At 39.5% G+C, this 14,885-nt stretch carries 10 protein-coding genes and 1 riboswitch; of the genes, 5 read left to right on the top strand and 5 right to left on the bottom strand.

Annotated features, from left to right (window positions below; translation table 11 throughout):
* Positions 1-524 precede the first annotated feature (524 nt).
* Positions 525-1,124 (top strand): hypothetical protein, encoded by a 600-nt coding sequence (locus G5S32_RS16350; RefSeq protein WP_165313155.1) that lies wholly within the window; start codon positions 525-527, stop codon positions 1,122-1,124.
* A gap of 809 nt (positions 1,125-1,933) precedes the next feature.
* Here the strand turns inward: G5S32_RS16350 and G5S32_RS16345 are convergent.
* Positions 1,934-2,932, bottom strand: coding sequence for a patatin-like phospholipase family protein (locus tag G5S32_RS16345; RefSeq protein WP_165313153.1), 999 nt, complete (start codon positions 2,930-2,932; stop codon positions 1,934-1,936).
* Positions 2,933-3,585: 653 nt separating this feature from the next.
* On the opposite strand from G5S32_RS16345, the gene G5S32_RS16340 reads away from it, so the two are divergent.
* Entirely contained in the window at positions 3,586-5,172 is a 1,587-nt protein-coding gene (locus G5S32_RS16340) for a pectate lyase family protein (protein ID WP_165313151.1), read from the top strand.
* A gap of 175 nt (positions 5,173-5,347) precedes the next feature.
* On the opposite strand, the gene G5S32_RS16335 is transcribed toward G5S32_RS16340, so the two are convergent.
* The gene (locus tag G5S32_RS16335; protein ID WP_165313149.1) at positions 5,348-5,704 is read right to left on the bottom strand and encodes a rhodanese-like domain-containing protein; all 357 of its coding nucleotides are present in this window, start codon (positions 5,702-5,704) and stop codon (positions 5,348-5,350) included.
* Positions 5,705-5,913: 209 nt separating this feature from the next.
* Between G5S32_RS16335 and G5S32_RS16330 the strand changes: the two genes are divergently transcribed.
* From G5S32_RS16330 to G5S32_RS16320, 3 genes are all read left to right on the top strand, one after another.
* Entirely contained in the window at positions 5,914-7,158 is a 1,245-nt protein-coding gene (locus G5S32_RS16330) for a ligand-binding sensor domain-containing protein (protein WP_165313147.1), read from the top strand.
* 785 nt (positions 7,159-7,943) lie between these two features.
* Positions 7,944-8,028, top strand: a riboswitch (cyclic di-GMP riboswitch).
* Between the two features lie 145 nt (positions 8,029-8,173).
* On the top strand, positions 8,174-9,988 hold the full coding sequence (locus G5S32_RS16325) for a S8 family serine peptidase (protein WP_207621653.1): 1,815 nt from the start codon (positions 8,174-8,176) through the stop codon (positions 9,986-9,988).
* Positions 9,989-10,500: 512 nt separating this feature from the next.
* Positions 10,501-11,277 (top strand): PEP-CTERM sorting domain-containing protein, encoded by a 777-nt coding sequence (locus tag G5S32_RS16320; RefSeq protein ID WP_165313144.1) that lies wholly within the window; start codon positions 10,501-10,503, stop codon positions 11,275-11,277.
* Between the two features lie 675 nt (positions 11,278-11,952).
* On the opposite strand, the gene G5S32_RS16315 is transcribed toward G5S32_RS16320, so the two are convergent.
* Genes G5S32_RS16315 through G5S32_RS16305 form a run of 3 tightly spaced genes read right to left on the bottom strand, consistent with a single transcriptional unit; the run spans position 11,953 to position 14,879 of the window.
* Positions 11,953-12,564 carry a CDP-alcohol phosphatidyltransferase family protein gene (locus G5S32_RS16315; RefSeq protein ID WP_165313142.1) on the bottom strand — a complete coding sequence of 204 codons (612 nt, stop codon included), beginning with the start codon at positions 12,562-12,564 and terminating at the stop codon, positions 11,953-11,955.
* Positions 12,554-13,204 (bottom strand): ATP-binding cassette domain-containing protein, encoded by a 651-nt coding sequence (locus G5S32_RS16310; RefSeq protein WP_165313140.1) that lies wholly within the window; start codon positions 13,202-13,204, stop codon positions 12,554-12,556. Before G5S32_RS16310 ends, G5S32_RS16315 begins: the two co-directional genes overlap by 11 nt.
* A complete protein-coding gene (locus tag G5S32_RS16305; RefSeq protein ID WP_165313138.1) occupies positions 13,170-14,879 on the bottom strand; it encodes an ABC transporter permease in 1,710 nt (569 codons plus the stop codon). Before G5S32_RS16305 ends, G5S32_RS16310 begins: the two co-directional genes overlap by 35 nt.
* Positions 14,880-14,885: the final 6 nt, after the last annotated feature.

The raw sequence follows: 14,885 nt of genomic DNA, 5'->3' as shown, positions 1-14,885 counted from the left end.
TTAGAGTTGTGTTATTTTTTTGTTAGTTTTTACGTTAGCAATGAAATGGAAAGGACGAGGAAAAAATTGATAAATGTGGCTATTGATATGGTAGTTAGTAGTGTTGTGTATCTGATGTGGGACTTGTTTCATTGTAATTACAAGAACGAAGGTTTCGTAAATTACAAAACAATCGAGATATAAAACATGCACAAATAAATCTGTATTTACTTAGCGAAATTGACCTAACTTTGTGCATGCTAAATATCAACAATGCAGTGTACTTATTTAGTTTTCCTTACCAACAGTTGCCTGTGGGCTGGGCATTTGAGCACTCAATCTCCAATCGCAGGAAACTTACTTAAACTGTGAGTCACTTATACGGATGCTTTTTATATTTGATCAATGTCTAATACTCATAACTCTTAAATAAAACAATGTTTTATGCCTATTGTTAAATATGTAATTATGAATTATACAGAACTGGTTTTATAGAAAGGTTCTGTATAAGAACTGTTATGTGTCAATCCATAAACGGAGTAATAATGGAAAATTTCAAACACAGAAATAAAGAGATTAAATTCTGGAGTGTAACTGGAGAGATCTTGGGTCAGAATAAATATTCGGAGACTCATGTATCATCTAGTGGAGGAGGTGGCTATGTAGGACAGCATGGAGGTCATGTTAGTGCTCCAACGGTTCATTCAACTACGGTAACAAATCACGAGTTTTGGATTAAAAAAGAAGATGGGAGTGAAAAAAGTATACAGCTTGCAGGGCACGACATCCCACTTCGCGAAGGACAAAAAATTACATTAATATCTGCTGGTATTAAAGGTAAAGACTCGGGTTACTTTTCTGTGTTAGTAAACCACAACGCAAATCAGCATTGGTTTGTAAACAAAGCAGACTCTTTAAATAAGCTTTTAAAAATAGATCAGATCTCGGGAAAGTCTATTTTTATTGCTGGTGGTTTATGGTGGTTAGTGACATCTATTACAAACTCGGTAGGAACGGGAGCTATCATTACTGGGGCATTTGTAGTTTATCGGATAGCAACGAAGATTCCTCGAATAATTAAAATGATAAAAGCTTTGAATAAGCACTTGGAGTCTATAGCTCAGCAAGCCTACCAAAACACTTAAAAAAGCGCTGCACTTGGATAAATTTCTCGCTGCGCTCCTAATTTACCGGTGAGCGCGGTGTTATGCTTACAATCAAATTTTTATTAACTAAGGTTGTTTAACAATATGAAAAATATAGCAATGCTGACACTATCTTCTCTAATTCTCTAATTCTCTAATTCTCTAATTCTCTAATTCTCTAATTCTCTAATTCTCTAATTCTCTAATTCTCTAATTCTCTAATTCTCTAATTCTCTAATTCTCTTTTCTTCTTACACTTTTGCTAGAGATGATATTGGTTCATATTCAATAGAAAATGCTCTAAGTTCAGAGGCAGCAAAGAACAAGTTAGGTACAGATGTAAAATTTTACTTCGGAGAGCAGAAATTTCCGAAAGTTGTGGCAGAGTTTGGCGAGTTCAAAACGAACAAAGCTTTTGGGTCGTAAGCAAGAGTCACCAAAATATGAACCTTTGGAACCATTCTACGGTCTGGGCTTGGGCAATTGGTCAAATATATTGTATTTTCAGTTTGGCGAAGGAACTGACTAACAAAAAGGGCATACAAACAATTTAAGACAGATTCGCAAAGTTTGGGGCTTTGGTTTAATTCGGCTTTTGCGTTTACGATGGAATAATTTTATTGGCAATGCCAATTTGAACGTAACCGTTAAATAGAGTTAAACTGTGTATACATATAGCTTATTTGGTTTTTGACGTTAGTCTAGAGGGGGCGCTATGGGGTTAGTTTCACTTCATAAACGTATAATTCGGTACATCACTACCGAATTATACGCTTTGAATAGGAGTAGCCGTTCCCGTTGAATTATTATCAGATCGGTTTACCTGACGCTGGGTCAACACGGTCTATAGATGGCCCTGTATATCGTTTTAATAAGAAATCGATCACGCGGCCTCCATACAACTCAAACCACCAATCCCCCATTTTCCTAAGTTTGTCTATATTGCTTCTCGAAATATCATCCATTGCATCATCTGGTGGGTTATCTAGGCCGATCTGCTTCTTCATGTCCGAATTGACTCGGATGTATTTCCCATCACTTAGCAGAGTTTTAGCTTGATATGCCACCACCATTTCATCTGATAAAACATCAAGAATATGACCGTGTGTGAACCATCCAATAGCACCCCACTTTTGAGATTCTGGACCATTGATTTTTCGTGCACGGTAACCAGTACCAACGGATAGCACGAGTAGTTCATCTAATGGGGTAGAGTTCCATTCGCGTCTGGCTTCAGCAATTGCACACATAGTTGGATTGTTAGCAATTACTCCTCCATCGACTAACCATGAATCTTTAAGTTCCTTAGTCGGAAAATATGTTGGAGCCGCGCTTGAGGCATCTGCTACGTCAGAGGATTTGTAGCTTTTGAATGCTGGGTTAGTAGATTTTACAACGACTGGTCTTCTGGTGGATATCTCATAAGTGACCGCTAGTACATGCTTACCTTCGACCACATCACCTATTTTGGCGTCTCCAAAATTTTGCTTGAGGATTTTAGTTTTACCTCCTGATTCATATTTGGGGCTGTTTATACCATCTACTTCAAATAGTCCTTTATTTTCAGTAAATATTTTTTTTGCGTTTTGAAGGCTGTACAACGAGTTTATATCCTTCATAGAAAGATTTGTAGTTGCTAAAGCTAGGGCGATGATTGCACCAGTACTAGTGCCAGCATAAAAGTCGACACAATCACGTATAGAGCAACTGTGGTTAGAGTTTAGGCTATCTTCTACATGCGATAAGAATTGTGTCGTTGCCGCACCTCTGATACCTCCCCCGTCTAAAGATAGTATTATCTTAGCCATATACACCTCTTACTAAATGATTAACAAAAAGGGCACATTTTTAAATACGGACTTGTTTAAGAAAGAGAGTAGTTAGCTTTAAGACGAAAAATGAAGATACTGAGTTAATTATCAGAAATTAGAAATATTATACTTGTTGCAAATGTATATTTTATATTCGATCTGGTTTAGTCCTACAAAGAAGGTTTTATTTTTAACCTTATGATTTAAATCATAAAAAATATAATACTGGGCGCTTTTTGTAGTGAATTTAGGCAAGTTTTAGAATTCTAATGTCTTAGCAAATGTAGCGTTTTTTTTAACTACAATGACAGTCCGTCCTTCACTCTTTATTTGTTCGGTGCGAAAACATCCGTCATGCAACGTTAGATATTCTGCTCTATAGAGCATCTCTTTAGTTAACCTTTCAGCACACTTTTAAAAGCCAATATCGGTCAATAATTGCACGATGTTGCAATTTGTTACAATCAGTGTTGACTTAAGAGACTTGGGATGTATTGTTTCGCTGCTGAATGATTCAGTATTAAAACATTATTTCAATAAATAAATGGTCGATGAACAAAAAGAAGATTAGCTCAAGCAAGTAGTTAAAATAATTCTAATTTCAGAAGTCACACCTTTTCTATCGACATAGAAATTATAAGAGGTAACAAATGAAAGTTTTACATCGTCAATCATGGTGGAAGAAAGCTATCGCTATTACTTTTACTTTGATAAGTGCCTCTGCTTTTGCAGAGAACTGTTCAACCACTCCAACTTCGGGTGGTACCTACTACATTATAAATAAAGGCTCTGGGCAAGCTCTGGATGTTAACACTAACGACACCAGTAGTGTGCCAAATGTGATCACTTATGACTTGTGGGAAGCAAGTAACCAACAGTTTATATTAACTAAACAGAGTGATAATTACTGGGAAATCAAGTCGGTTTATAACAGTAAGTTATTAGAAGTATTGAACGCTTCCACGTCTAACGGAGCGAACGTAGATACTTATAGCGATTGGGATGGTGACAACCAACGTTGGGAACTAAAAGTTCAGTCTTCAGGTGGGTTTAAAATCGTCAATAAAAACTCACAACTTTCTCTTACCGTAGCTGGCTCAACAAATGGTTCAAACGTTTACCAAAATGAAGATGCATCAGCAAGTTCACAACGCTGGTATATCAATCCAGTTTCTGGAAGCTGCGATGGTTCATCGAGTGATGAAGATTTAGTCGGTTTTGCCGCACAGTCTGGTGATGATAATCTATCAACGACTACGGGTGGTGCTGCGGGTAGCACAATTACTGTATCAAGCTGTAGTGCTTTAACCTCCGCCTTAGAATCTAGTGATGCACAAGTTATCCAGGTTGCGAATACCAGCATAGACTGTCGTACGTCAGACCGCACAGTGCAAGCTTGTGCTCTCGATTGTTCGTATTGGAATGATGATGGAAAAACTTGGTATCGTGTTCCTACCAGTACTCAAACTTGTAGTGATTTTGAAGCAAGTACGTCAGATGATACGGTTTCTGTAACACGTAACGACACGACTATCAACGTACAATCTAACAAAACTTTGATTGGTTTAGGTAGCTCTTCAAGCATCATTGGTGCGAGCTTGAATCTCAATGGAGTTGAAAACGTCATTATTCGTAATCTAACTATCTCAAACATCAATCCTGCGTTAGTGGAAGCTGGAGATGGTATTACAGTAGAAGATAGTAGCCACGTTTGGATTGACCATGTTGCGTTTAGTAAAATTAGTGATGGGTACTTGGATATTAAAAACAGCCAAAACGTCACCGCAAGCTGGAACCGTTTTTACGGATACAATGCTCAAGTTTGTGCGAACCAACACTGGTATACAAATTTGGTTAGCGAATCTGATGTCACTTTCCACCATAATTTTTGGGATACAGCCGCGGGACGTAACCCTAAAATCCAAGGGGAAGACACTCGTGTCCATCTATTCAATAATTACTGGAAAGATATCTCTTACTTCTCGATTGGTGGTGATGATAGTGCTCAAATCCTAGTAGAGAATAACTACTTTGAAAACAGTGCTAGACCTCATTGGAATATCGGTGATGCTTACTTTAGTGCATCGGGTAACTCATACACTGGCGTTTCAGCAACATCTCAATATGTCGACGATGGGGCAACAGTGTTTACAGATGTAGATATGTATAACTACACCCTAGAAGCGGCTTCAAGCCTTGGTAGTCAAGTCGATGGGGGAACTGGTCCGCAAGACTAAGTCTTAGTCGTAATTTACAAAACAAGTAATCTGTATCTCGATAGCTGAATTAATGAGTTTCAACTTTAAGAATGCTGTCGAGATATACTTTTACTAGATTGAATCGTGAAATAACGAATTAAACCTAGTATCAATTTAAGTTCAAAGCTTCTCTGTCGATTTGGCATGCAGTAAGTTAGAATTTTATCCCTTTGATAATATTGCCTATCGTTCCTGCATTAATAACAGTGTAGCCCTGTTTTTTTAGCCATGCTGCAGCGGTTGCCGAACGCATTCCTGATGCACAATAAACCACGATGGTCTTCGATCGTTCAAGGCCTTTTGTATTGCCTGATACCAATGACTGTACTGGTATATTGAGGCTTCCTGGGGCACTGAAACCCGCAAATTCACTTTCACTTCTCACATCGAGTAACTGGAGGGTATCAATATTAAGTTTAGATAGAGCTGATATGGCACTCCTTGAACTGTAGCTCTTAAATAGGATAAAAATGGCGATAATTATCAGTAAGATGAGTAGTTGTTCATTCATAGTAGTAAGGTTTTATTATCGAACGATACAAATATTAGCAATGTCTAATGTTTATTGCTAGTTATCATTGGCTGAGCATAAAGTGTTAAATCTGATTTCATATATTAAACAAAGCTCAAAGTACTATATTACCTAGCTAAAGGTAATGACTATTATCCGAGCTATACTGATGTGACAACTGACTGGTGCTGAGTTTAAAAGGATAATTTATGAGGTGGATTCTTTTTGTCGTAGTACTGTTGCTAACTGCTTGTGGCCAGAATAACGAAGAAATTGAACTACCAACAAGAAATTTTGAAAATAGGGTGGGAACAGTATTTACATCACTGCCTAAAGATATACTAGCCGCGCCAACTGTTGAAATAATTGAGCTGCAAAAAAGCGGTAACCTAGATGCAATATGGGGGGCCAGTGGTAGAGACGACGCTGGAAATATTTACTTTGGTGTATCGTCACATGGTGGTGTGTATGGTTCTTCTTTCTTATATCAATATAACCCAGTTACAAAGCAGGTATCACCGCAAGGTGAAACGGTCCGAGAGCTAAAAAAGAACAATGTTTATCGAGAAGGTACTCGACAAAACAAGCTTCACAGCAAAATCTACCAAGCAAATGATGGCTACCTGTACTTTAGTTCTTTTGATGAATCTGGTGAAGCTGAGGATATAAATCCAGTGTGGGGCGGGCACCTTTGGCGAAAATTGCCAGATAGTGAGAGCTGGGAACATGTAATGTCTACTGAAGAGGCTCTAATTGCAGTTAATACCAATGGAAGGTATGTGTACGCCTTGGGCTATTGGAATCATGTCATATACCAGTATGACACTAAAACTGGAACAACAGCGCGAGTTGTTTCGGGTTCCGTAAAAATGCATGTATCCAGAAATTTTATTGTCGATGAGGTTGGACATGTTTATGTGCCAAGCCTAAGTGATATTGATTCTGATATTATCAAAGTCAGCTTGAAAGAATATGATACCCAGTTGAATACGGTTGCTGAATATCCATTACCAAGTTATCAGGAAGAAAACATCAATAATCATCATGGGATAGTCGGTTACACTAGCATGAAAAATGGTGATATCTATTTTACTACCTCTGATGGCGGGCTGTATTTAATCTCTCCATTTAAAGATAAAAAACAGAAGATTAAATATATTGGTATGATGCATCCTGATGGTAGTGCATATATTGCATCACTATTTACGATAGATGGTGAAGAATTACTTGTTGGTATAGGAAAAAGAAAAAACTATGAGTGGATAGTTTATGAAACTACTTTAGACAAAAGCTACACTACAAAACTGGAAGTAGACCATCTAAAGGGGCTGTCACTTTTTGGTAGTGTAACGAAAAGCAATAATGGTGATATGTATGTTGTAGGTAGGCATAAAACTGAAAATAGCTATCAACCCATTCTTTTAAAAATAAATAAAAAGGATTCGTACAAATAACGATGATTGTGCTCGCTAAACGATTTTGATTTGCATAGATAATTTTTTACTTAAAAACACACGAGTGCTGATGCCAGATGTTTTTAAAGCTTGGTAAAAGCGCAACTTTGATTCAATCGGGCTTAGAGCCATTACCTATCTCACTCACTTACTGCCTTAGTAATGCATACATCTAGATGAAATTTATGAATATATTGTCATTAATGACGGCTCAAATAACATTAAAACACTAGGATTCTTTGTTGCATATGATCATCATTATAAGTGAAAGACAATTTATTTTTTATTGAATTAATTAACGAACTTTATCTTAGGGATTCAGTAAATTTTAGCTAATATTATGATAATTAAAAATAAAGATTAGGCATTATCCAAAAGTCTCTTAAAATAATTGCGATAAACGCATTTGAAGGATAGCGAGTTATTCAGATTAGCTATCTATTTAGAGTATTTACTCTCAATTAGTTGGTATCAATCTCAGGTTTGAAGACTCTTTTCTTGGTGTTAGTGTGATCTTGGTTCAATAAAAATTAAATTTATTCATTGAAGCTATTAATGATATCAAAGCCATACATCGATAGACGCAATTAATTTATTGGTCACTTATTGCGCAAATTTATATTTATGGCAATATAAATACAAAGAGATTCTATACATATAACTTATTAAGAAAGTATATATCTTAATAAGATGGCTAAGGGTTTGGTTTTGTTGATTATTTAATATTGCTGTTTTATAAACCTAAGTAAAACAGTAAATTAATTAAGATATACAATCTAAGAAAATACTGAAAATGGCAAAACCATCGAAAGATGGTGACGCAAAGTTTCCGGTCTACGGGATTAATCCTATGATAGCGGGGCTGCCAGTACTGTCTCATGACGTGGACTTGTTTTTATTGCTAACTCTAAATACGTTTAGCGAAATAAAAATAAGCGCGCTTTGGGGTAACCCTGTGCACCTCTCGCGAAGTAGAAATCCAGTAGAAGGATTGATCCGCGAGAGGAATTAGACATTGACTACTTCAACCTTCAATACTCATCAAGTTGTAAATAAAGCTCATCAGAAGCACTCATTAAATTCACGATTGTTCAGATTTGCTGGCAGCTCACTAATAGCGCTAGTTTGCGGTGTATCTGCAAGTACCGCTATGGCTGCTACAACTTGGGCTGAAGGTCGAATACTGGTACAACCTAAAGCTGGTCTTAGCGAAGAGAAACTTCAGCAAATTCTTGAACGCAGTGGCGGTCATTCTAAGGGTGTGATCAAGGGATTGGGCATTCATATCGTCGAAGTCCCGGCGCAGGCAGAGGAAGCAGTAGCGCGTGCACTTGCGAAAAATCCTAACATTGCTTTTGCAGAAAAAGATCAGCTGCACTCCCCAGAAATGGTAGCTAATGACACATATTATAGTTCTGGCTGGCACCTGCCTAAGATCCAAGCTCCGGATTCATGGGATATCACAGATGGAAGTGGGGTTGTGGTCGCTGTATTGGACAGTGGGGTTGATCCTGATCACCCAGATCTCAGCTCTCAATTAGTTTCGGGTTGGAACACAGCTAGCAATAATACTGATAGCAGCGATATTTTTGGCCATGGGACAAAGGTTGCAGGGACCATTGGTGCAGCAAGTAACAATGGACTTGGCGTCACATCTGTTGCATGGAATGTTTCTCTAATGCCTGTACGAGTTACTAACCGTACTGATGGCGCAGCTTATACTAGTGATATAACAGAAGGGATAGTTTGGGCTGCGGATAATGGGGCTAGAGTTGCAAACATTAGCTTCGATTATATGAATGGAAGTAGCAGTGTTATTTCTGCAGCTCAATATATGAAAAACAAGGGTGGGCTCGTTATTGTTGCTGCTGGTAACAGTGGAACTGATCCAGGCTACAGCGAACAGACAGCGTTAGTTACTGTTTCGGCAACAGACAAGGCTGATGCTAAAAATAGTTGGTCTAACTACGGAGATATGGTTGATATTTCCGCCCCAGGTTTGAGTATTTGGACTACTACTAATGGTGGCGGATATGGAGCAGCCAGCGGTACATCATTTTCCAGTCCGGTTGTTGCTGGTGTCGCTGCGCTCGTTATGGCTGCAAATCCAAACCTTTCGCCGGATGAGGTTGAACTTGTACTTGAGCAGTCTGCTGATGATCTTGGAACTCCAGGATGGGATACATCTTACGGTCATGGGCGAGTCAATGCATTTGCTGCTGTGACTCTGGCATTGGATACAGATACTCAGAGTGTCGATACCCAAGCTCCTGAGGTAGTTATCGTAACTCCTGAACAAAATGCGCAGATTGCAGGTTTGGTGAACGTAGATGTTTCAGCAAGCGATGATCAAGGGGTGAGCTCAGTGTCTCTATATGCAAACGGTGTATTGGTCGCAACCGATATTTCTGCACCATATCAGTTTAGCTGGGATTCGACTCAGGCTGATAACGGTGAAGTAACACTGACGGCTTATGCTTATGATGCTGCTGATAATGAAGGTATCTCTGATACTCAAATAGTTGTTGTCGATAACCAAGCTGAAGTAGAAGTCGTTGATGTAGTAGCTCCGAGTGTGTCAATTTTGAATCCAGCTAATGGTAGTACTATAAGTAAAGTAGTATCGATCGATATAAATGCTAACGATGACTCTGGTATTGCAATGGTGAAGTTGTACATTGATGGAGAATTGGTACTTTCGACTGATGCTGCAACTTCTAATTACCGCTGGAATACCCGTAAAGTGAGTAACGGTAGCCATATCATTATGGCTATAGCGGAAGATGTAGCTGGTAATATTTCGCAAACGAGTGTGCAGGTAAGCAAGTAAGCGTAGGTATATAATCTACCCGGAGACTATCCAGCACTCAGTGGGCTTTCCGATAACGGATCCTGTATGAAATTTAACTCAAAGGCCTAGCTTAATAGCTAGGCCTTTTACTTTATGCAACCAAAACTCAGAGTTAACTTTTTAACTGCTCGTGTCGCAAAATCTTCACCCAATCTGTCTATTTTTTTTACAGTTGTAATCTAATGGGAATAGGCGGAAAAATTCAAAAAAATCACATGTTAAATAATCTAATATATATTTGTTTTTATTAGCAATTTACATTTATTGATTCACAATCCTGATGACTTTGAATGCTTTTCTAGGGGCAAAAAGAGATTAGCTAACGATGGAGTAGTGGGTGATTATGTCGGATAAATTTACAACTTCCGAGGGTGTGAGTTGTGGCACTTACTAACGTCATGATCTGCATGTGGAAAATGATGCATTAGCATTTGGCACAACAACTGCATGTAATGCGGCAGATATTCTGATCTTTTGAAAGGACAAAGATTATGAAAACGAATTTTTTTTCTAGTGTTCGGTTAGTTAAAGTAGCGTTTATGCGTTTTGTAGCTCTATTTCCTCTAGTGTTAATCAATGTGCTGCTTCTCGGTAGCCACTCTGCTTTTGCTACATTAATAACCGCTTACGTTAGTGGCAATGATTGTGCTGGTTACTTCAATGATTATAGCGGTACATACGAAGGCACAACTTATAATGGTACTAATGGTTTTGATGCATGCCAGATTTTTTACGGCACGGGAAATGATCTTGTTCTTATCTCTCCCGTAATTGCTAAGTTTGATGGAAGTTTATCGGATCCGACAATTAGTGTTAGTAATCAGTTTAGTTCTGTTGATGGTACAGAATGGACTTTTAGTGATAGTAATCTAGATGGTGATTTAGATACTTGGGTGTACATTCGTGGTGATGATGATCCTGCGATCAGGTACTGGTCGGCTAAAGCTGGTAATGGGTTCAATCTATTCTGGGTGGACAATATAGGTTCATGTGACAGCGCAAATTATGTTGGCATGGAAGGGATCTCATTAGACTGTCTTAACGCTGCAGACTTCATGGATTCAGGAATGTGGGAAACTCCAGACTCGAGAGATTTGTCTCATATTGTTTTCTATGACAGTAAGGATGCAGTTATTGTGCCACCTTCAGAGCAGATTATCGAAATTCCCGAGCCCAACATCTTATTATTAATGGCAACAGGTCTAATTTTTATAAGATTGTCTGGCAGACGAAAAACAAAAGGCACCCTATCTCTCGGGCATAACTAACGTAATTCATTATCGTTCATCAGTATTGCTGGGTGGCTTGAGAAGTGTTTATAGACGCTGGCTAGGTTTGAATGATTCTGAAGTTTAAACAATCTAATAGATCCAATACACAGTAGCGACTCTTCAACTAAAGTCGCTACTGTCATTTTTACCGCATTAATAATCACGGCCTTGTGTATACTAAGGCTCTGTTTATTGTTTCTATTAGTGAGTCAAATGACTCTAGTGCTAAGGGTTATAGATATTAACCTATTACAATTCCCTTTTTGTGAATCTTCATTTTGCCACTTGCTATATGAGAAAAGACTTGAGCAGAACAATTTGTACACTGCAATTTATAGTAATTTCGTTTGAGTTGCTTTTCTAAGAACGAACGTTGAATCCTATTTAATACTGTAACTTTACCGCAAGAAGGGCAGCTTTTATAACTCTGCATAATGAATGGGTTACCGACTGTTTTTATAAATTTATTGTGTACTAGTTGAGGTTGCATAACTTAGGCTTACTGTTAGCGGCGCCATGTTAATGAAATTATGCGCACATTCTGTGATATTGGTCCCATTATTGGTGTAATTACATTTGTTTTGTAAATCGTATTTCGTTGAATAATATTGATTTTGTATTTTATTGTTGCATTGATGGTGTATGTGTTCGGTAAGTATTTCGAATGACTGATTATTTTTTATGCAATGTATGAAAGCCAAAATAAACTCGCGTAAACGTGGTGAACCAACATGCGACACCAAATGCGTAAGCGATGATGGCAAAGTGTTCAGGTAGCAGACAAAAGGCGATAAAGCAGAAAATAGTTTCTGTTCCCTCAGTTAGCCCGCTCATATAGTACAGCGACTTGTTTTTATAAACAGGGTTATCAATGCCTCGTTTACTGGCCATCACTGCGAAGGCTAAAAAGCTAGAGCCAGTTCCGACAAAAGAGAAAATCAAAAAAGCGCCGGCAATGGCATTTTGTTCTGGGTTGGCAAGCACAAAGCCAAATGGAATCAACGAATAGAAGAGAAAGTCGAGGCAGATATCGAGGAAGCCTCCGGCATCAGTCATTCCCTGAATTCGTGCTAAGGCACCATCTAAGCCATCACAAATTCGGTTTAGACAGATCAGCACCAGAGCTAAGTAGTACTGCTCTAAAGCCAATGCCGGTAGCGCGAGAAATCCAAGTGCGAATCCAAACAGAGTGGTTTGGTTAGCTGTGATACCTATGGCGTCCAAAATCTTTGCGCTTTGATCAAGAGGCCAACGAATGGCTTTAATACTGAATCTATCGAGCATTGTTACCCTCCCATGGCCAAGTGATGCAGCGGCTACCTAAAGGTATATCTTCTTCATCATGAGTCACCATCAACGCAGGTATGTTGGCTTCTCTAAGTTGTTCTTCTACCTGATTTCTAAATTGCTGACGTAGATCTTTATCCAATTTACTGTAGGGCTCATCCAGCAGTGCTACCTTGGGTTTCGCTAGCAACATACGAGTAAGCGCAATACGAGCCCGCTGACCGCCGGATATCTGATCCGGAAATGACTCGGCAATCGAAGTCAGTGCTATCTGTTTTAAAGCGCTCATGGCTTGTTCTTTGCGTTCAACACCTTTGATAGCATCAGGCAGCGCAAAGGCGAGATTCTCCCAAACAGTTAAATGGGGAAACAGTAGGTCGTCTTGAAACAGTATCCCGACCTGACGTTTATGCGCGGGTTGTTGGTTCAAAATAGAGTCATCAAGTTTGATGTTCCCCGAATATTCAAACTCTTGAGACAGGTGACCAGCAATGGCATCTAGCAGCGTTGATTTACCACAGCCACTCGGTCCCATTAATGTAACAATCTCGCCTTTCTCAACATTAAGGCTAAATGCAGTAAACAACGCTTCACCCCCCTTTTTACGGATGGCGAGGTTTTCGAGACAAAGACTCATGGGTCAATAAACCTTTAATAGAGAACCTACGGTACTTGCCGTGTGTGCGGCTAAGCAATATGGAAAGCGAGAAGAACAACAAAGGCAATAGTGCTTGGCAGATGGCATAAATGGCCGAGACTCGGCGGTCAAGACCACTAGAAAGCGCAACGGCTTCCGTTGTAACGGTGCTGATTCGTCCTGCACCAAGTATAAGCGTTGGTAAGTATTGAGCCAGACTTACACTTACTCCCACAGCCCACGCGAAAAAGACGGCAGGCATCAACAAAGGAAGTTTGATGCCAAACCAGACTTTAATCGGTGACTTTCCAAGGCTCAATGCTACTCGCGTTAAGCCATTATCAAAACTGCGCCACGGCCCATCGAGTGACAAATAAACATAAGGAAAGGCAAAGAATACATGCGCCCAGCAGACCCAAAATAGATATAGCTCGCTGTTGATATAAAGCGTCGCAATCTGAATGCCAAACAGGATCGACAATTGCGGTATCAACATCGGAATGGCGATGACATAGCTTGGTATTTGGATACGATAACGTAAGCGATATTCGTGAGCAATGAGTGCAAACATCAAAGCAATAGAAGCACTGATGACGCCAATAGTAACACTGTGCACAAGAGTGTCAGTGATTGCTTGCCACTCATATTGCCAAAATTGCGTACTGTAGCGGCTTGGCAATAATTCGGGAAAGCGCCAGCGCTGTGCAAAACTCCAGATAATCATTAATGGAACCATCAATATCGCAAGTAAAGTGGTGACATAAAACAATGATTTTCCTGGCAAAGATAACCCTTCACGTCCTGAAAACTGCCAATCTCTAAACCTTTTCGTTACAACCCATTCCACTAGACGGGTAAATCCAAGTAATAAGCTTGCAAGGATAAACAGAACCACAGCACCGGCTGCTGCTCTAGGAAGTAAGGATAGGTCTGGGTCATTGAACCATTGCCACACTAAAACGGCGAAAGTGGGTGGGTTTGTTGGGCCTATGATTAGTGCAACATCAACCACGGAAACGCTGTAGGCGATAACAGCGAACATCGGAAAGCGAAGTTTTACCATCCATTGCGGAAAGGTGGCTTTCCACCAACATTGTGTAGAGCTATAACCCAGTGAATGGCTGACTTTTTCAATTTGATTCACTCTGAGCTGTTGCAAAATAGGGATGCTCATAAGTAACAAAAAGGGCACTTCTTTTAGCGTTAGCATTAGGGTTAAACCCAGTGCGTAGGGATCTTTGACCAGTAACGTTAAGCCATCGACACCCTTGCTATTCACATCGTATCCGAACCATTCGAACAAAACGCGAGCTCCCATGCCTGTTGGGGAGAATAGAAAGGCGAAACCAATAGCGAATGCGACGTGAGGCATAGCGAGTAAAGGCGAAAGTGATACTTCAATTTTTCGCCATAAGCGCGTATTCCAGCAGGATTGAAGAATTGCAAAGGTAATTAGACACGCAAGATAACTGCTTATGACAGCAGAACACAACGTCAGGCAAAGAGATATTCCTACACCATGCCAGTTAAAAACCTCTGCGAATCCTGATAGAGAAAATGCGGATAACCCAATCGCGGGTACATAGCCAAACGCCGATACAACCACTCCAAGTAACCCTGGAATGGTAGGTAAAACGCAGACAGCGATAATGACTAAATATAAAACGCGTAACATGGGTTA

The organism is Vibrio ziniensis (genome assembly GCF_011064285.1).
GTDB lineage: Bacteria > Pseudomonadota > Gammaproteobacteria > Enterobacterales > Vibrionaceae > Vibrio > Vibrio ziniensis.
This window is presented reverse-complemented; position numbering and strand designations above follow the sequence as displayed.